The sequence below is a fragment of the Streptomyces sp. CA-179760 genome, assembly GCF_050937045.1.
GTDB lineage: Bacteria > Actinomycetota > Actinomycetes > Streptomycetales > Streptomycetaceae > Streptomyces.
This window is the reverse complement of sequence record NZ_JBNJLZ010000001.1, coordinates 1,260,812-1,279,229: the sequence shown is the minus strand read 5'-3', so window position 1 is coordinate 1,279,229 and position 18,418 is coordinate 1,260,812. Positions and strand designations below refer to the sequence as shown.

Here is an 18,418-nt window from a genome sequence, read left to right as displayed (position 1 = left end):
TCATGCTCGTAGATATTTCTAGGCGCCGGAAGGGGTGGCGAGGCCTGGCGTTTGGGTCGGGCATGTCCCGGTCGAAACAGGGCACTCGAGGACGCAACGCGTAAGGCCGCGGTCAACTCCGAGCGCGTCCATGTCGCCCATACGAAACCGGCCAGTGGCCGATGAACGACTCGGGGAGAACTCGGGGAGCGTGCCGGGCGGATGGGGCCTCGTCGCCGGAAATGCGCGGCCGTCCAGGCGTGCCCGCCACTCCGTGTTCGCGGCAGCTGTGTGCGAGGTGTGGACCAGTCCACGAGGGCACGCGGGCAGGATGTGCGAATCAGGGAAGTTTGCCTTCACAAAACCTTCCAGTGTGCTGGCCAGAACCCGTCTTGTTCGGTCAACTCCGAACGCACCAAGGTGGATTGAGCACTTGAGCATCAGGAGTCACAAGCGCGCTGCTTGACCCGTGCGACCGAACCGCACGGGTACTGACGGGGGAACTGATGAGGTGCGCGTGCCCACCGCCGACGCTCGGGGGGCAGTTTTTTCGCGCACGGCCGGAACGTCCCTCCCTCACCGTCTCTTGGTGCCTTCATCCGGTGCCCGAGCCAGGGATTAGGAGGGGGAATGCCGATGAGTGCAGTGAACGCCGCCAGGCCGACGTATCCCGGTGTCTACGTCGAAGAGCTTCCCAGCAGCACCCGCACCATCTCGACCCTGACCACTTCGGTGACCGCCTTCGTGGGTCACACCCGCCGCGGTCCGCTGAACGAGCCGGTGCGCGTCACCAGCTTCACGGAGTTCGAGCGCCGCTTCGGGGGATTGAGCGCCCAGAGCGCCGTCGGCTACGCCGTTCACCAGTTCTTCGGCAACGGCGGCACCGTCGCCGTCATCGTCCGGGTCGCCAAGGCCGGCAGCGGCCAGGCCGCCTGCGTCACGCTGGAGTCCACCGAGGGCCACAGCGAGTGCGACGTCCTCAAGGTGCATGCCAGGGAACCCGGCGTGTGGGGCAACGGCCTGCGGGTCGCCGTCGACTACGACACGCCCTGCCCCGACGAGACCTTCAACCTGCGCGTCCACGACGCCAAGGGCGAGGCCCGCGAGAGCTTCACCGGCCTGTCCGCCGACCCGTCCAGCGGCCGGTACGTGCAGACCGTCGTCAACGCCGGATCCCGGCTGATCCGCGTCGAGGTCGTCGGCGAGGGCCGGCCCGACCCGTCCGGCACTGTCTCCAAGCCGTTCGGGCACGAGCTGCCCGACCTCGCCGTCGACCTCACGGTCAAGATCGGCGACGTCGAGCGGGAGTTCACGCTCCACGCCCCCGACTGCGACGGCGAGGCCCCGTCCTCCGTCGCCGAGCTGGCGCTGCTGCTGGAGCGCAAGCTGCGGGCCCTGCCCGACGCCCCCGGCAAGCACGCCTTCGCCGGTGCCGAGGTCACCTCCTTCGGCCGGCGTGTCCAGGTCGTCGCGGGCTCCACCGACCCCGAGGACGTCGTCCGCTTCGTCGGCGAGTGCGCCAACGACCTCGGCCTCGAGGCCTCCGTCAACCCGCCCGTCTTCCCGCTGGAGGGCGGCGAGGACGGCGAGGCTCCCGGCCCGCGCGACCTCATCGGCTCCGAGGCCGACAAGTCCGGCATCCAGGCGCTGCGAGGCGTCGCCGACGTCAACCTGCTCGTGCTGCCCGAACTCGCGGCGTACGAGAAGGCGGAGGACGCCGTCACCGTCGTCTCGGCCGCCCAGCGGCTGTGCCAGGAGCGGCGGATCTTCCTGCTGGTCGACGCGCCGAGCACCTGGGTCAGCGTGGACACCGCCCGTGCCGGGCTCGCCGCGTTCGACGCCGTCCGAGGCAACCACGCCGGCCTGTACTTCCCGCACCTCCAGCTCACCGACCCGCTCACCGGCCGGCTGCGTTCCTTCCCGCCGTCCGGCGCCGTCGCGGGCGTCATCGCCCGTACGGACTCCGAGCGCGGCGTGTGGAAGGCCCCGGCCGGCACCGAGGCGCGGCTCGCGGGCGTGCACTCGCTCACGGTCAACCTGACCGACCGCGAGACCGGCCTGCTCAACCCGCTCGGCGTCAACGTCCTGCGGACGTTCCCGGTGACCGGCCCGGTCGTCTGGGGCGCCCGCACACTGGAGGGCTCCGACGCCCTCGACAGCGAGTGGAAGTACGTGCCGGTGCGGCGACTCGCGCTGCACGTCGAGGAGAGCCTCCAGCGGGGTCTGCAGTGGGTGGTGTTCGAGCCCAACGACGAGAACCTGTGGCAGCAGATCCGCCTCAACGCCTCCTCCTACCTGCACACGCTCTTCCGCCAGGGCGCCTTCAAGGGCGGCACACCGCGCGAGGCCTACTTCGTCAAGTGCGACGGCGACACCACGACCGACGAGGACATCGAGAACGGCATCGTCAACGTCCTGGTCGGCATCGCTCCCGTCCGCCCGGCCGAGTTCGTGATCGTCAAGATCCAGCAGACGTCCGGCCAGTTCGCGCTCTAAGGAACGCTCCAAGGAACCCCTGAGGACATTTCGATGGCAGAGTTCACGGTCAACGCCCATCGTTTCGACCCGTACAAGAACTTCAAGTTCCTGGTCCTGTGGGACGGTCGGACGGTCGCGGGCATCAGCAAGATCAGTCCGCTGAAGCGGACCACCGAGGTCGTCAAGCACCGCCACGGCGGCGACCCCTCGTCCCCGCGCAAGTCGCCGGGCCGCTCCGAGTTCGAGGGCATCACCCTGGAGCGCGGCGTCACGCACGACCCCGAGTTCGACCGCTGGGCCAACAAGGTCTGGCAGGTCGGCGCGGGCCTCGGCTCGGAGGTGTCCCTCGCGGACTTCCGCAAGGACATCGTCATCCAGGTCCTCAACGAGGCCGGCCAGGTCGCCGTCTCGCACAAGCTGTACCGGACCTGGCCGAGTGAATACCAGGTCCTCGGCGAACTGGACGCCAACGCCAACGCGGTGGCCATCCAGACGCTGAAGCTCGAGTGCGAGGGCTGGGAGCGGGACTACGAGGTGCCCGAGCCGGAGGAGCCGTCGTTCCTGAACCCGGCGTAGGCGCTCCGCTGGGTGCGCCGAGGTGGGGTTGTCGTTCGTCTGCGGGTTCGTGGGGGCTGGTCGCGCAGTTCCCCGCGCCCCTTTGGGGACGCACCCGAAACTGCTGAGACACGGGTACTGGGGGAGGCATGGCCATCACGCGGGCGGCCGACGTCCTGGCCACCTGGGAGACCGGGCTGGCTCAGGCGCCGGCCGGGCGTGCCCTGCTGCTGCACGGGGCCGCGCGGCCCGAGCTGGGCGGTGACCGGGAGCGCCTGCTGTCGCTCCCGGTGGGGGAGCGTGAGGCGGATCTCTTCGCCCTGCGCCGGGCCCTGTTCGGCGAGCGGATGCAGGTGCGTCTGGAGTGCCGGGCGTGCGGCGCGGACATGGAGTTCGAGCTGGACGCCGGGGAGTTCGGCCGGACCCTGGCCGACCGCGGCGATCCGCTGGTGCGGGTCGCCGAGGACGGCTGGGAGGTCGAGTTCCGGGTGCCGGGCGTCGCCGACCTGACGGCGGCGGCCCGGGACGCCGACCCGCGCCGGGCGCTGCTCGCCCGATGTGTGGTCACCGCCGTACGCGACGGGCGGCCCGTGTCCGCGGACACGCTGCCCGTCGCCGTACAGCGGCGGATCGCCGAGGCGGCGCAGGCCGCCGACCCGGGGGCCGACGTCACGCTCGCCATCGCCTGCCCCGAATGCGGGGAGCCCACCCGGGCCGAGCTGGACATCGCCTCCTACCTGTGGACCGAACTGGACGCCTGGGCCCGGGACCTGCTGCTCGACGTCCATCTGCTCGCCACCGCCTACGGCTGGAGCGAGCCGGAGATCCTGGCGCTCAGCCCGCTGCGGCGCCGCTACTACCTGGAGCTGTGTGCGGATGTCTGACTCCACCTCGCAAGGGCGGCCGGAGCCCGACTTCCTCGACCGGCTGCTCGCCCGGCACGCGGCGCCCGCCGCGCGGCGACCCGGCGTGGTGCGGGTACGGCCGCGACTGGCCGGCCCGTTCGAACGCGTCGAGGCGGTACGGGCCGCCGCAGCCGGCCCGGACGGCACCGAGCCGCTGTGGCCCGTCGCCGCACCGGCAGCCGTCACCCGGCCGGACGGGACGCGCCCGGCGGCCCGCGAGGTGGTCCGTACGGAACGGGAGCGGACGGTCGTAAGGACCGAGCCCGCCCCGGCACTCGACGAGCCCGCACTTCGTCCGGCCGCCCGGCCTGCCGAGTCCGAAGGGCCGCTGCTGCGACCCGTCACACCCACGGGCCCCGTGCTGCGGCCGGTCCCCGACACCGCCCGCCGTGCGGCGGGCCGGGGCCGCATCGAGCGGGCGGCCCCCACGAACGCGGCGTCCGTCCCGACCCCCCCTGGTGCGGACGCCGCTTCCCGCGCCGCCGTGTCCGCCCCGCTGCTCCCCAGCGCGGCGGACACGGCGGCCGCACGGGACGCCGTCCGGCAGGCGGCGGCCCGCCGTCCCGGGCGCCCGGCCGAGCAGGTGGTGCAGGTGCAGATCGGGCGGCTGGAGGTCACCGCGGGCGGGGCGCCGCAGGGCGCCGGAAACAGGCCCCGGCCACGGGACACGGAGCGCCCCCGGGCCGCGGTCAGCCTCGCGGACTATCTGGACAGGGGACGCGAGTGAGTGAGCCGCGCCGGCACGGCAGCCGTACGACGAGAAGGACCAGGACCAGGAGAGGGACCGAGGAACCGACGCCATGAGCAACGCACTTGCCCTCGCCCACGTCACCCAGGCCCTCGCCCTGCTGATCGAGGCCAACCTGCCGCCGGACATCGACATCGCGGTGAAGGTCGAGCCGCGCAAGCCGCCGGCGGATCCGCCTCTCGAGCCGACCGTCACCGTGTTCCTGTACCAGGTCACGCCCAACACCTCGCAGCGCAACAACGACCTGCCGGCCCGGGCGTCCGACGGGACCCTGGTCCGGCGGCCGGCCGCCGCGCTCGACCTGCACTACCTGATCAGCGCGTACGGCGAGGAGGCGGAACTCGTCGGGCAGCGCCTGATCGGCTCGGTGGTGCGCACTCTGCACGAGATACCCGTACTGCCCAGGGACATCATTGAACTCGCCGGTCAGCGCCCGCACTTGAACGGGAGCGACCTGGCCGAGGCCGTGCAGCGGGTGCGGTTCACGCCCACGGCGATGGACGTGGACGAGACGTCCAAGCTGTGGGGGATGCTCCACCAGACGCCGTACACGCTGTCGGTCGTCTACCAGGCGGTCCTGGTCCTCATCGACGGGCGCGAGACGCCGGTGCCGGCGAAGCGGGTGGAGCGGCCGGAGGTGCGGGTGCTGCCGTTCGGGGCGCCCGAGGCGCCGTCGCCCGAGGCGGTGTCGCCCGGGGCCGTGTCGGACGAGCCGGGCCGACCTTCGCAGACGGCCGAGGAGTCCGCCGACGTGCCGGCGAAGGCCGTGGCCAGGACCGAGGCGAAGGCGCCCGCCAAGCCGGCCCGGGGCCGCAAGCCGGCACAGCCGGCCAGGACGGCGAAGAAGCAGGCCGCCAGGCCTGCGAAGTCCGCACGGTCACAGCCGTCGGCCAAGAACGCGGACGGCAGTGAGGACACGGAGAACTGAGGCACATGGAAGCGACGGGGGCAGGTGAGGACATGGGAGCGCAGGGAACGGCCAAGGTCGCCGCCGCACCGGGCGACGGCACGACGCTCACTGCGGAGATCCGGCGTGTCCTGGGCCGCGTCGACGCCCACGCGCTCCGTGGGACGGACGGGACGACCGAGGGGCAGGAGGAACACACATCCCTGCCCGAGCCCGCCGACGGCCCCGGCACCGCCCCTCTCGACGCCCTGGTCGCCTGCTTCGGGCTCACCGTGTTCGAGCGTGACCTCGTGCTGCTCGCCGCCGCGCAGGAGCTGGAGCCGACGACCGGCGCCCGCTGTGCCGCCGCGAGCGGTGATCCGGAGCGGGCGTACCCCACCTTCTCGCTCGCCCTGGCCGCCCTGGACGAACCGCACTGGAGCGCGCTGCCGCCCGTGTCGCCGCTGCGTCGCTGGCAGATCGTGGAGCCGGACGACGCGTCGCGGCTGACGACCTCCCGGCTCCGGCTCGACGAACGCATACTGCACTTCCTGCTCGGCTCGCCCTACCTGGACACCCGGCTGCACGGCCGGCTGCGCCGCACGCCGGTGCCCGACCGGCTGCCACCGTCGTACGATCTCGCCGCGAGCGGGGTCGCGGCCGGCTGGACGGACGGCGCCCGACCTGACGCGCCGCTGCTCGTCGAACTGGTCGGCGGCGATCTGCGCAGTCGTGCCGACATCGCCGCCGCGGCCGCCGCGCGCGCCGGACTCGGGCTGTACGCCCTGAGCGCCGAGGACATCCCCGTCGACCCCACTGAACGCGACCGGTTCGCCCGGCTGTGGCAGCGCGAGGCGATCCTGCTGCCCGCCGCGCTGCTTCTGGAGTTCGGCGAGCCGGACAGGGATCAGCAGGCGGCCACGGAGGCGTTCCTGGCCGGGGCCGCCGTACCGGTCGTCGTGTCGAGCGCCGACCCGCGCCGCACGGACCGCCCGCACGGCACCCGGGTCAGCGTGCCGCGCCTAAACGACGAGGAGCAACTCGCCCTGTGGACGGACGCGTTCAGTGACGTGGCCGACATGGAGGAGCGTGAACTGCGGTCCCTGATCGCCCAGTTCCAGTTGCCACCGCACGTCGTACGGTCCGCCGCCGCCACCGTCCGCCGTGAACTGCCCCACGAGGACGAACTCGACGCCGCCGGCCTGGCCTGGCGGGCCGGCATGGACGAGGCCCGGGTCGGCATGGACGAACTCGGCCGCCGCATCGAACCGCAGGCCGGCTGGAACGACCTCGTACTGCACGAACGGCAGACCGGCGTGCTGCGGGAGATCGTCGCTCATGTGCGTCAGCGCGCCATGGTCCACCAGGAGTGGGGCTTCGCGGCCACCCTGCGCCGCGGCCTCGGCGTCACCGCGCTCTTCGCGGGCGGCTCCGGCACCGGGAAGACCCTGGCCGCCGAGGTGATGGCGAAGGAACTCGGCCTCGACCTGTTCGTCATCGACCTCTCGCAGGTCGTCAGCAAGTACATCGGCGAGACCGAGAAGAACCTCCGCCGCGTCTTCGACGCCGCCGAACGCGGCGGCGCGCTCCTCCTCTTCGACGAGGCCGACGCCCTGTTCGGCAAGCGCAGCGAGGTCAAGGACAGCCACGACCGGTACGCCAACCTCGAGGTCAGCTACCTGCTGATGCGGATGGAGGCCTACCGCGGCCTCGCCATCCTCACCACCAACATGAAGAAGGCCCTGGACAACGCCTTCCTGCGGCGCATCCGCTTCGTCGTCGACTTCCCCTTCCCGGCCGAGCACGAACGCGCCGAGATCTGGCGCCGCGTGCTGCCGCCACAGGCCCCGGTGAAGGACATCGACCCGCGGCTGCTCGCGCAGCTGACCGTGGCGGGCGGCTCGATCCGCAACATCGCCCTGTCCGGCGCGTTCCTCGCCGCCGAGGAGGGCGAACCGCTCCAGATGCGGCACATGCTCGCCGGGGCCCGCACCGAATACCTGAAGCTGGAACGCTCCTTGACGCCGACGGAGGTCCGCGGATGGGTGTGACACAGACGGGTGCGACGCCGTCCGGAGGGGCACCGGCGCCGCGCGAGATCCGCGTCGAGATAGGCGAGCTGGTCCTCGACGGCTTCCGCGCGGACCCCGATCGGGTCTCGGCCGCCTTCGAGGACGAGCTGACCCGGCTGGTCCGCGAGCGTGGCGTGCCCGCCGACGGTCCCTGGACGGCCGAAGTCCTCTCCGGCCTGCCCCCGCTGCCCGCAGGCCTGTCCGCCCGCCGCCTCGGGCAGGAACTGGCGCGCGCGGTGCACGAAGGCCTGTGCGGCCGCGGGGAGGTGACGTCATGAGCAACTCTCCGACCCAGGACAGCCGTTCCGAGCAGTCCGCCGAGCAGCGCCGCCGCAAGCGCAGGGAGCGTGCGGCGACGTCCCGCGCCCCCGAGCCGAAGAACATCGTCAGCGGCGCGGGCCAGCCGCTCGACCCCGGTGTCCGACGGGACCTGGAGGAGCGCCTCGGGCACGACCTGAGCCGCGTACGCCTGCACACCGGCCGGGACGCGGGTCAGCTCGCGGACCTGCTCGGCGCGGACGCGGTCGCCGTCGGCCAGGACATCTTCTTCGGCGAGGGAGCGTACCGGCCGGGCACGGACGAGGGCCGCCGCCTGCTCGCCCACGAACTCCTGCACACCGTCCAGAACCCGCACGGCCTCGGCACCCTGCGCGCCGGCCGTGACCTGGGCGCGGTGAGCCTGCCGCAGCAGGCCATCGAACGGGAGGCCGAGTCGGCCGCGCAGGACCTGGTCCGGGACACGGAACCCGGGCCGGACGCCGCCGCGGACCTCGACCAGGCACAGGCCACCCCCGGCTGGCTCCGCTACGCGACCGTCGACGCCGACCGCCGCCGCACGGAGCAACTGGACCCCGCGACCCTCGTGGACCGCCTCGCCAACGGCCTCCTGCGTTCCCTGCGCGGCGACCCGGAGGACCGGTCGGGCCGCGTCCGGATCCAACTGGCCCGTATGGCGCCCGAGGTGCAGGACAGCGTCCTGGACCGGCTGGAACTGCGGCTGCCCGTGCCCGTCGTCGACCGGCTGCTGGAGGGCGTGGAGGAGACGGAGCGGGCAGGACCGCTGCCGATGGACGCCGCGGCGGCTCCGCTGGCCGTCCCCGGTGCGGCGGAGGAGATCGAGGAGGAGCGGCGCGCTCGCGAGGACTCCGAGTCCGATCCCGTCCCCGAGCAGGACGTACGGCCCAACGATCCCGGCAAGCCGGACGGGAAACCGCAGGACGGCCGGCCCGTGCCCGGGGGCGACCGGGAAGAGGACGCCGGGAACCAGGAGGACGGAGGACCCGCCTCTGGCGACGCCGACCAGGAGAACGCCCAGGGCGGCGCCGGCTCGGCCGGGCGGCAGCAGGAGGGCTCCCGGGCCGAGCAGGAGCGCTCGCAGGACCAGCAGGAGGACAAGGACGCCTCCGGCCGGGACGCCGAGAAGGACGCCGCCGACGAACGCAAGGACGCCTCGGACACCGAGCGCGACCAGCAGGACCAGGACAAGCAGGACGAGCGTGACGCCGAGGAGGACCAGGGCGGCCCGAGGACGAGGCCGCCCAGGAGCCCGAGAAGCAGGCCGGTGAGCAGGAGCGGCGCGAGGACGAGGGCGCGTCCGAGGCGACCCGCCGCCAGGCCCCTGCCCCGGGCACCGTCGACCGCAGCGGCGCCGAACCCGGGGAGAAGTCCCGGACCGGCGGGGACACCGGAACGGCCCGTGCGGTGGGCGATCCGGAGAACGAACAGGACGCCGACGACGAGCCGTTGGGGCTGAATGCGGAGCCCGCGCAGGTCGAAACGGAACGGGAAGCGGGAGACGACACAGCCGGGGCAGCCGGCGCGCAGCCCGTGCCCGATGCCGACCTCGTCGGTTACACGGACGCGGCGAAGAACCCGAGCCTCGTCGAGGAACGGCGCAAGGGTACGGCGGCCCCTCTGCCCAGCCTGTCGTCCGCCTCCGGCGCCCTGGCGCCGGACACGGCACCGCAGGAGGCCACGCCCGGCACGTCCCGGGACGCCGCGGCGCGCTCCGAGGAGGAGGAAGGCAGCGGCAGCGAGTCCTTCGAGGACCTTCTGAGCGGTACGGCCGACGGGCGGCAGACCGATTCGTCCGGAATCGACGGTGCCCTCGGTGCGACGTCTGCCGGTGCGGCCTCGGCGGCGGAGACCGCCGGGGTGGACCGGGACCGGGAGCAGTCGGACGAACGCAAGGAGGACACCGAGGCCGCACGGCGCGACGAGGAGGCCCGGACCTCGGACGCCGCGGCGACCGGTGCGGCCGCGGGACCCGGTGAGACCGCCGCGCCGGACCAGTTGGCCAAGTCGGGCGAGGACGCTCGTACACAGGCTGCCGGTGCACCGTCGAGCACCGGGGCCGGGACGGACGGCGCGAGCCAGGCACAGAGCGCCAAGAAGCCGGAAGCCGGAGCTCCCGACCGCAGTGGCGGGAAGGAGGCGGGCTCCGGCGCGGAGAAGGGCAAGGACAAGCAGGCAGACAAGCCCGAGGGCACGACGACCGGCCCTGCCGGCCCACGCGACACCGCCGGGGACCAGGGGACCACGGCTCCCGCACCCGAGACCTCCCCCGGCGGCCAGGAGGCCACCGAGGGCAAGGGCCCGGCCACCACTCCCGGCCCGGCGAGCGGTCCGGACAAGGTCTCCACTCCGGGACCCGCGAGCGCGCCGAAACTGGCACCGGGCAAGGGGCCTTCGCCCATGGCCGCGGGTCCGGAAGCGAAGACCAACACCCCCAAGAGCACAGAGTCCCCGGCATCCGGCGGTTCCACGGGCTCGCGCTCCCGCCCGACGGGCAGCAAGCGCCAGGCGGCACGAAAGGCCGCGAAGACCGTGGCGCGCCGTGGCGGAGGCGGCGGAGGCGGAGGCCGCAAGTCCCCGGCTCCCGCACCCGTCCGCTCCGGCGGCCGCGGCGGCGGTGGCCGTGCCGCATCCGGCGGCTCCAATGCCAAGGCCAAGAAGGAGACCCCGCCCCCGGACGTCTCCAACGCCACCCCCGAGTCGGGCCTGTCGACGGCCGCGGGGCTCAAGCCGCACCAGGCTCTGGAGACGCTCAAGGGCGTCGGCAGCGCGGTCGGCCGCTCGGTCGACAAGGAGCGCACCACCCTGCGCAAGGCGCCGCCGAAGATGCAGCGGCCCTCCGGATCCCCGCGCACGGTCCCCGGCGGCCCGCGGGCGGCGGCCCCGGGCACCTACACGAACGCCAAGGTCGCCCGTACGGACGCGACTCAGGGCAAGACGCCCGAGATCAGCGGCGAACAGAAACCAGAAGGCGAGGTTCCGGGCGCGAATGTGCCGGAGCCGAGCTGGTGGGACATCGCCGTCACCATCGGCGCCCAGCTGTTCGGCAAGCTGCTGAAGGAGATCCTCCCGCTCGACGACCTGATCGACTCCATCCTGGGGCTGCCGACCAAGGACGAGGGGCTGAAGAACGCCCGCGTGGGCGACGCCCCGAGGCTTCCGCTGGAGAACGACTCGGACCCGCAGCGCACGGACGAGCAGGGCCAGAAGCTCGACGAGCGGAAGAACGAACTGCACCAGTCGGGACGTGACGACGCGGCCCGCCCGATGGGCGAGGACCAGATCTATCCCGACGTGCCCAAGGAGACCCTGACCGGCAAGGTGGCCGGCGGGAAGAAGACCGCGAAGTCCGGCGGCGGCCGGTCGGTGTCCGGCGGCGGTGTGCCGATCGAGTCCGCCTCCGCGGTCGCCGAGCACGACCGGGGCCCGCAGATCCAGGCCGGCTTCTCCCAGGGCCGGGACAAGATGGGCCAGGAGCGCCAGACCAAGGACAAGAAGGCGGCGGACGACCGCAAGCAGCACGACCGTGACCTCCAGAAGGAGGTCACGGCCAGCGGCAAGAAGCAGTCCGACGCCCGCGGCAAGGGCCGTTCCGACATCGCCGACTCCCGGGACCGGTGGCGCAAGGAGCAAGACGACAAGGTCTCGGAGATCGACGGCAAGAAGGGCAAGAAGTACGACAAGGTCCGCGACGACATCAAGAAGAAGGACGAGGACACCGACAAGGACGTCGACAAGCGGACCGAGGACGACAACAAGAAGATCGACGACGAGCAGACGGGCGCCGAGAAGGAGGCGGAGAGGAAGCAGGAGGACGGCAAGGACGACGCCGACAACTGGCTCGAAGAGGCCATCGAGAAGCTGAAGGAGTTCTTCGAGAAGCTCAAGAACGCCATCAAGAGCGTCTTCGAGAAGGCTCGTCAGGTCGTCACCGATCTCATCGACAAGTTCAAGCAGCAGGTCTTCAAGCTCATCGACGACGCCCGCAACTGGGTCATCGACCAGATCAACACCTTCGCCGACGCGCTGATCGCCCTCGGCGACGAACTCCTCGCCGACTACCCGGCGATGCGTGACAAGTGGCGCAACACGATCGACGGCGCGCGCGACTGGGCGGTACAGAAGGTCAACGAGTTCGCCGACGCGCTCAAGGAGGTCGCAGGCAAGCTCCTCGACGGCCTGTGCGGAGCGCTCCTGGCGGGCCTCGACGCGCTGGAAGGCGGCCTGCTGGCGGCGGTCGACATCGCCGAGACGGTCACCGTCGGCGCGCTGGAGTTCGGTGCCGCCGCGGTCGCCGCGCTCGGTGAGTGGGCGGCGATCTTCAACGACATCGTCTCCGACCCGGGCGACTGGATCAGCAAGGCCGGTGCCGCAGCGGAGACGGGCGCCAAGGAACACCTCTTCGAGGAGATCAAGACCGCGGTCAGGGCCTGGTTCAACCAGAAGGTCCAGGAGATCATCGGTGTCCCGATGGAGGACTTCCAGGAGCTGATCTCCGGCGGCGTCACCGTCGAGCAGATGGCGCAGATGGCCTGGGACGAGGCGTTGCCCCAACTCCCCGTCATCATCGGCGTGATGGTGGTCGAGAAGGTCGTCGCCAAACTCATCCCCGGCGCCGGCTGGGTCATGGCCGTCATCGACGCCCTCCAGACCGCGTGGGGCGCCCTCAGCGAGATCCTCGCCGCGTTCGGCCTGTTCATGGACTTCCTGAAGTCGGTCAAGAGCGGCAACGGCGCGCTGCCCTTCGCGAAGGCGGTCGCGGCGGGAGTCGTGGCGCTGCTCGAGCTGGTCTACGAATTCCTCATCGAGGGCGTCAGCCGTTTCATGGGCAAGGTGGCCGAACGACTCGGTGACATGCTCAAGGGCCTCCGCAGGAAGAAGAACAAGCAGGGCCCGTCCGACGGCCCGGACCAGCCGGACGCCCCCACCAGACCGAAGGACGAGCGCACGGCCCCGTCCGACGACCGCACCCCGGCCCCGGACCGCCCGGCCGACCGGCCGGACCGAACGGACGACAGGCCCGCCGACCGCCCGTCGGCGCCGCGCAAGCCGTCCCCGGACAAGACCTCCCGTCCCCCGTCGAAGCCCCGCCCCGGCAAGCGCTCCACGCCGGAGAAGAAGCGACGGCCCGCGCACACCACCCGCCCGAAGAAGCGCCGCGACGACGACGAACGCCGTGACGAGGGCCGCGACGTGAACGCCGCCCGGAAGCGGATGCGGGACGCGGACCGCAGGATGAAGGACGACGACAGGGACGACCGCCGCGACACTCCCACCCGCCGCGGCCCGGCCCGCGACACCGCCCGCCCGGACCGCCGCCGCGATTCGAACGACCGCGATCGTGAGCGCGACCCCAAGGACACGCGCTCTGGCGACCGCCGCGCTGACGACCGCCGCCGCGCCGACGACCGCCGCCGTGACGACGACAAGCGCCGCGACACCGGCAAGGACCGCCCCCGCCGCCGCCCGCTCCGCCGTGCCCGCCAGACCATCAAGTCGGCGGTCAACAGGGCCCGCCGGGCAGGCCGCAGGCTCTACGGCAAGGCCCGCCGCAGGATAGGCAATCATCTGAACGACCGACTGCGGCGGCTGCGGGACCAGTGGCGGCGCCGACAGGAGAGGGACCGTACGCGGGATCGGGACAAGAGGCGCACAGGAGATCGCGACCGGCAGGACGAGCAGAACGGGAGGAAGGACTACGAACTTCCCAAGGTACGTTTCCGCACGGACGACGGAGAACTGCACACACTGCTCTTCAATGGCAAGGGCCGCAGCGCCGATCTGAACGTACGCAGCACTCCGCAGGCGATGAGGAGCTTCTTCAGCTACTGGGCCAAGGAGAACGAGCTGCTCAAGGAGTCCGACCCCGAGCGCTTTGCCGAACAGAACAGGGCGCTCAAAGCGGCCATGGACCAGTACGAGGTCGTGGAGGGCAAGCAGGACAGGCTCCCGAACTCCACGCGCGAGAACCGGTCCAGCAAGCTCCGGTACGGCACCCCGGTGTTTGTCGGCAAGGCAGGTGACACGGCCTTCGAACAGGCGCTGGACCAGCTCAAGGAGCACATGGAGTATCTGGCTGAACTCTTGGAAGTCAGGGGGTCGGCCATGGAGATACCCCCCTTGCCGCCCACGATCCTTCCTCCCTTCGCGGACGGACCGCTAGCAGCCGAGTTCAGGGCTCACTACATCAAGAAGAGGACACCCAAGGGTACGGACATGGGTGAGCGTGAAAAGGTCTCGCCCCTCGGCTGGGACAGGCTGACCGTGAACGCCCGGAAGACCGACTGGGTGCGTATGCACATGCTGCCAGCTCGGCTCGGTGGCCACGCGACCACCTCGAATCTCGTGCCCGCCAGGAAGTCAGAGAACAAGGACGTGGAAAAGGTCGAGCATCCTGCGGCGCTGGCTGTCGGGAAGACCGGAAAAGACGGAAAGACTCTGGGGAAGCACAGTCTGCCGGCCAAGTTGGAGAAGATGGTTTGGTACGACGTAAGGAAGCTCGAGTACCACCCCGGGTATCCCGGATTTCCGAAGGCCGTTCATGTGCACTGGGGGAGTTACAAGGTCGAGGGAGGGCACTGGAAGCGAAGCGAGGAGATCGACCGTTGGCCCGGGTCTTTCGAAAAGCCCGAACCAGTTGATCTGAGCACTTCCGCCAGGCGCCTAAAGGTGAACGTGAACAAGTCCACCTCAGGTCAAGTGCAAGAGGTATTGCCCGGAATCTCCGACTACTTCGCCCAGGCCATTGTGCGGCTGGCGAAAAAGCGTAAGCAAAGCGGCAGGAAGTTCAACAGCTCGACGGAACTGGCGACTGCGCTGGAGACCGGAGAAGATCTTGAATCCGGAGGCACGCAGAGTGCGAACCGGAAGGAGAGGCAAGACGTGGTCGAGCTGATCAAGAAAGCGGGTGGCAAGCTCACCTATGGCAACTGAGCGACGTCCACCGATGGAACGGATCCAGAAATGACCACTCTTACTCCCCAAGAAAATATGTGGCGGGACCTCCTCGCAGAGTTGAGGAGTTCGCCGGGTATCCAGGTGTACAACGAGTACGACGAACCGATCGACAACTCTCTGGGAGACGCGGCAGCGGCTCTGAACGAGATTGCCGACGATTACGACATTCGTCTCGATGCGTCCTTCAGTGAGACGTACACGCGGTTCGGCGGAGTAGGAAGCTCCTGGCGGACTACAGAGGAATACCCCTTCATCGCGGGCGAGTTCCACATCGCGAGCATCCAGTTGTCGATCGAGCAGGCGCCGCCCGAACTGGGATGGAGTGAGTCACCCAGCGACGATCCGGATCTCAAGTACCAACTCCGGGCCATCGATGGCACACCGGACAGCGGTGTAGGGACCCTGGCAGCCGTGCGTGTGCAACCGGGCGTGACAAACCCTGAGATCTGGTTCGATCACGGCCCGCGGGGGCCTGGAAACTGGACCTGGACTATCGCGGCTACATGGAAACGCTCCGCGTGACAAAGGGCACCTTCGGATGGCAGTACCTCTTCACCGACGTGTCGTTGCGGGGTGACGACTTCGGCGAGACCGGCAGGCGGCTGAACGACATGTTGACAGTGTTCCCCGAGTTGTTCCCCGGATACGACTACCAGCCGCTCCGGAGTCGACTGGCCGCACGGCTCAGATAGCCGGCGTCACCCCGAACGCTCTGTCTCCAGAAGGTTAGGTCCATGACCCGCTACGCCGACATCCCCAAACCCATCCGCTCCGGCATCGTCGTCGTCAACCCCGACACCGGCACCCCCCAACGCATCATCGTGCTGCAGTTCAACCCGGACACCCTCGAACGCAGCGTGAGCCCCCAGTCGGCGGGTGACAGCGGTGACGCCGGCGGCGGGGGACCGGCAGCGGTGACCGGAACGAGGCGCTGCGGCTCAAGGGCCCCGCGCAGGAGACCTGGAAGTTCACCGCGGAGATCGACGCGACCGACCAGTTCGAGATCGCGGCGCCCGACGGGATCCACCCCCAGCTCGCCACGCTGGAGATGCTCGTACAGCCGACCACCGCGCAACTGCGCGCCGCGAGCAAGCTGTCGCAGAAGGGCGCAATCGAGATCAGCCCGATCGAGATGCCGCTGACGCTGTTCACGTGGGGGAGCAAGCGGGTCATGCCCGTGCGGTTGACGGAGTTGTCCGTGAACGAGTCCGCCTTCGACGTGAACCTCAATCCCATCCGCGCCTCCCTCAGCATCGGGATGAAGATCCTCACCGTCAGCGATCTGCCCGCCGGGCACCGCGGCGCCGACCTGTACATGGCACACCTCGCGCAGAAGGAGCGGCTGGCCGCGGCGGCAAGGGGCGGCAGCCTCGGCGCGCTGGGGCTCGGCGGCGGCATCGGAGCAGCGGCGAGCGCATCGATCAGGAGGGGCTGAGCCACACCATGGCCGACATCGAACCGTACGAGAGCGCCCTGGACGCCATACCCGGGGCACACCCCTATCCCCGCACCAGCCGCTATCACGACGCCGAGATCGGGGTGCACCGCCGCCCCGACGGGAGCGAGGTCCGGTACACCAAGCGCCGGTTGCTGCCGCCCCTCGACGACGACGGCGGCCACCAGGAGGCCCAGCCCCACGTCGTCGGCGCGGGGGAGCGGCCCGACCTGCTCGCCCAGCGGTACTTCGGCGACCCCGGGCAGTGGTGGCAGATCGCCGACGCCAACCCCGTGCTCGATCCACGCGAGTTGACCGAAGAGGCCGGGCGGATCATCGGCATACCGATCGCCGGCGGATTCCCGCAGGGGGACCGGCGTGTTTGACCTGCCCGTGGGGCAGGGCCCCGTGCACATCACCCTCCTCATGGGGCCCAAGCTCGCCCGCCCGGTGCCCGCCGAGGTCACCGAGGCCCTGCTCTCCGCGCAGATCACCGCCACCGCGGGCGAGCGCAGCGGTTTCCAGCTCGCCTTCGACCTCACCAAGAACGGCATCATCAGCCGCCGGCTGCTGCCCGAGGGGTTCTTCGATCCGAAGACCCGGCTCATCGTCACCGTCAACGTGCGGGGCACGGCCGCCGTGCTCTTCGACGGGCTCGTCGTACGGCAGGAGGTCGGTGCCAGCAACCGGCCCGGCCACTCCACCCTCACCGTCACCGGCGAGGACCTCACCCTGCTGATGGACCTGGAGGAGCGCACCGCCCGCTACCCCAACCTGCCGCCCTCCGAGCGGGCCCTCGCCATCCTGCGCCGCTATTCCGACTACGGCATCCGGCCCGACGTCTACACCGAGAAGGTCGCCCAGCCCCCGCACCAGGACCTGCGCGTGCACTACCAGACGGGCACCGACCTCCAGTACGTCACCGAGCTCGCCCGCGCCAACGGCTACACCTTCTACCTGGAGCCCGGGCCCAACCCCGGGCAGTCGTCCGCCCGGTGGGGCCCCGAGGTCCGGCTCGGCATCCGCCAGCACGCCCTCAACGTCAACATGGACGCCCAGTCCACCGTCGACCAGATGACGTTCGCCTACGACGGGACGGCCAGGGAAGAGCCGCAGGCCCGCTGGCAGGACCCCGGCACCCGGCAGTCCACCCTGCTGCCGCAACCGCCGATCAGCCCGCTGCGGCCGCCACTCGGCAGGCGACCCACCCCGGCCCTGAAGCGCAAGACGCTGTCCGGCACCGCCAAGCAGCAGCGCGAGCAGGCCGAGGCCGAACTGCTCGCCCGCGCGGCCGTCTCCGCCGACGTCGTCTCCGGTTCCGGCTCCCTCGACGTCAACCGGCACGGCTACATCCTCCAGCCACGTCAGCTCGTCGGCGTACGGGGCGCCGGACGCGCCTACGACGGGGACTACTACGTCAAGTCCGTCACCCACAACCTGCGTCCGGGCTCGTACCAGCAGAACTTCACCCTCTCCAGGGAAGGGCTCGAAGCCCGCAGCGACTACGTCCGGCCGTAAACCCCCCGACTCACAACCGACCCCCACGACCATCATCCAGGAGCACCCCCACCATGGCGGCACCCAGCAATCGCTACCTCGGCAAATTCCGCGGCCGGGTCGTCGACAACAACGACCCGCTGCGCATCGGCCGCGTCACCGTCGAGGTCCCCGACGTGCTCGGCGACGAGCCGTCGACCTGGGCGCTGCCCTGCCTGCCGTTCACCGGGCCGGAGTCCGGGCAGTTCGTGGTGCCGCCGCCCGGCGCGGGCGTGTGGGTGGAGTTCGAGCAGGGGGACCCGAGCTTCCCGGTGTGGACGGGGTGCTGGTACGGCGCCGCCGAGGAGCTGCCGCCCGACGCGCGCCGCGCACTCCAGGCGAACTCGCCGGACAAGCCGGTCGTCGTGCAGACACCGCAGGCGCACAAGCTCGTCATGAACGACACGCCCGGCGCCGAGCAGGGGATCCTCCTGCAGGCCCAGGGCGGCGCCTACATCCGCATCACCAAGGAGGCCGTGGTCATCGCGACCGGCGCGGGTGCCGAGGTCGTGCTGCGCGGACGTGAAGTGACGATCAACGAGGGCCAGTTGACCGTGCTCTCGAAGCGATAGA

14 protein-coding genes and 1 pseudogene are annotated in these 18,418 nt (G+C 70.9%); all 15 read left to right on the top strand.

What is annotated here, in order from left to right:
- Positions 1-609 precede the first annotated feature (609 nt).
- The 15 genes and pseudogenes from ACQEV8_RS05575 to ACQEV8_RS05505 all read left to right on the top strand — a co-directional run bounded on the left by ACQEV8_RS05575 (position 610) and on the right by ACQEV8_RS05505 (position 18,417).
- Positions 610-2,475, top strand: coding sequence for a phage tail sheath subtilisin-like domain-containing protein (locus ACQEV8_RS05575; RefSeq protein WP_432957854.1), 1,866 nt, complete (start codon positions 610-612; stop codon positions 2,473-2,475).
- Positions 2,476-2,508: 33 nt separating this feature from the next.
- A complete protein-coding gene (locus ACQEV8_RS05570; protein WP_015662275.1) occupies positions 2,509-3,033 on the top strand; it encodes a phage tail protein in 525 nt (174 codons plus the stop codon).
- Between the two features lie 128 nt (positions 3,034-3,161).
- On the top strand, positions 3,162-3,896 hold the full coding sequence (locus tag ACQEV8_RS05565) for a hypothetical protein (RefSeq protein ID WP_432957852.1): 735 nt from the start codon (positions 3,162-3,164) through the stop codon (positions 3,894-3,896).
- On the top strand, positions 3,889-4,644 hold the full coding sequence (locus ACQEV8_RS05560) for a hypothetical protein (RefSeq protein ID WP_432957849.1): 756 nt from the start codon (positions 3,889-3,891) through the stop codon (positions 4,642-4,644). Before ACQEV8_RS05565 ends, ACQEV8_RS05560 begins: the two co-directional genes overlap by 8 nt.
- 73 nt (positions 4,645-4,717) lie before the next feature.
- Positions 4,718-5,593 carry a Pvc16 family protein gene (locus ACQEV8_RS05555; protein WP_432957847.1) on the top strand — a complete coding sequence of 292 codons (876 nt, stop codon included), beginning with the start codon at positions 4,718-4,720 and terminating at the stop codon, positions 5,591-5,593.
- A 32-nt stretch (positions 5,594-5,625) separates the two neighbouring features.
- Positions 5,626-7,602 (top strand): ATP-binding protein, encoded by a 1,977-nt coding sequence (locus tag ACQEV8_RS05550; protein ID WP_432957845.1) that lies wholly within the window; start codon positions 5,626-5,628, stop codon positions 7,600-7,602.
- Positions 7,593-7,901: a hypothetical protein gene (locus ACQEV8_RS05545; RefSeq protein ID WP_432957844.1), complete on the top strand. Its 309-nt coding sequence runs from the start codon at positions 7,593-7,595 to the stop codon at positions 7,899-7,901. Before ACQEV8_RS05550 ends, ACQEV8_RS05545 begins: the two co-directional genes overlap by 10 nt.
- The gene (locus ACQEV8_RS05540) at positions 7,898-9,376 is read left to right on the top strand and encodes an eCIS core domain-containing protein (protein ID WP_432957842.1); all 1,479 of its coding nucleotides are present in this window, start codon (positions 7,898-7,900) and stop codon (positions 9,374-9,376) included. The genes ACQEV8_RS05545 and ACQEV8_RS05540 overlap by 4 nt, the downstream gene beginning before the upstream one ends.
- Positions 9,325-14,850, top strand: coding sequence for a hypothetical protein (locus ACQEV8_RS05535; RefSeq protein WP_432957840.1), 5,526 nt, complete (start codon positions 9,325-9,327; stop codon positions 14,848-14,850). The genes ACQEV8_RS05540 and ACQEV8_RS05535 overlap by 52 nt, the downstream gene beginning before the upstream one ends.
- Before the next feature lie 30 nt (positions 14,851-14,880).
- Positions 14,881-15,396 carry a hypothetical protein gene (locus tag ACQEV8_RS05530; RefSeq protein ID WP_432957838.1) on the top strand — a complete coding sequence of 172 codons (516 nt, stop codon included), beginning with the start codon at positions 14,881-14,883 and terminating at the stop codon, positions 15,394-15,396.
- Positions 15,393-15,566, top strand: a complete 174-nt coding sequence (locus ACQEV8_RS05525) for a hypothetical protein (RefSeq protein ID WP_432957836.1) — start codon at positions 15,393-15,395, stop codon at positions 15,564-15,566. The genes ACQEV8_RS05530 and ACQEV8_RS05525 overlap by 4 nt, the downstream gene beginning before the upstream one ends.
- Before the next feature lie 42 nt (positions 15,567-15,608).
- Positions 15,609-16,309, top strand: a pseudogene (locus ACQEV8_RS05520) (hypothetical protein).
- An 8-nt stretch (positions 16,310-16,317) separates the two neighbouring features.
- Positions 16,318-16,695 (top strand): hypothetical protein, encoded by a 378-nt coding sequence (locus tag ACQEV8_RS05515; protein WP_432957834.1) that lies wholly within the window; start codon positions 16,318-16,320, stop codon positions 16,693-16,695.
- Positions 16,688-17,827, top strand: coding sequence for a hypothetical protein (locus ACQEV8_RS05510; protein WP_193483452.1), 1,140 nt, complete (start codon positions 16,688-16,690; stop codon positions 17,825-17,827). The genes ACQEV8_RS05515 and ACQEV8_RS05510 overlap by 8 nt, the downstream gene beginning before the upstream one ends.
- Positions 17,828-17,880: 53 nt before the next feature.
- Positions 17,881-18,417, top strand: coding sequence for a phage baseplate assembly protein V (locus tag ACQEV8_RS05505; RefSeq protein WP_432957833.1), 537 nt, complete (start codon positions 17,881-17,883; stop codon positions 18,415-18,417).
- The last annotated feature ends 1 nt before the right edge of the window (position 18,418 follow it).

Coding starts and splice junctions, on each gene's coding strand:
- ACQEV8_RS05570 (WP_015662275.1), top strand. CDS start 2,509: ATGGCAGAGTTCACGGTCAACGCCCATCGTTTCGACCCGTACAAGAAC.
- ACQEV8_RS05555 (WP_432957847.1), top strand. CDS start 4,718: ATGAGCAACGCACTTGCCCTCGCCCACGTCACCCAGGCCCTCGCCCTG.
- ACQEV8_RS05565 (WP_432957852.1), top strand. CDS start 3,162: ATGGCCATCACGCGGGCGGCCGACGTCCTGGCCACCTGGGAGACCGGG.
- ACQEV8_RS05560 (WP_432957849.1), top strand. CDS start 3,889: ATGTCTGACTCCACCTCGCAAGGGCGGCCGGAGCCCGACTTCCTCGAC.
- ACQEV8_RS05515 (WP_432957834.1), top strand. CDS start 16,318: ATGGCCGACATCGAACCGTACGAGAGCGCCCTGGACGCCATACCCGGG.
- ACQEV8_RS05505 (WP_432957833.1), top strand. CDS start 17,881: ATGGCGGCACCCAGCAATCGCTACCTCGGCAAATTCCGCGGCCGGGTC.
- ACQEV8_RS05545 (WP_432957844.1), top strand. CDS start 7,593: ATGGGTGTGACACAGACGGGTGCGACGCCGTCCGGAGGGGCACCGGCG.
- ACQEV8_RS05575 (WP_432957854.1), top strand. CDS start 610: ATGCCGATGAGTGCAGTGAACGCCGCCAGGCCGACGTATCCCGGTGTC.
- ACQEV8_RS05530 (WP_432957838.1), top strand. CDS start 14,881: ATGACCACTCTTACTCCCCAAGAAAATATGTGGCGGGACCTCCTCGCA.
- ACQEV8_RS05540 (WP_432957842.1), top strand. CDS start 7,898: ATGAGCAACTCTCCGACCCAGGACAGCCGTTCCGAGCAGTCCGCCGAG.
- ACQEV8_RS05550 (WP_432957845.1), top strand. CDS start 5,626: ATGGGAGCGCAGGGAACGGCCAAGGTCGCCGCCGCACCGGGCGACGGC.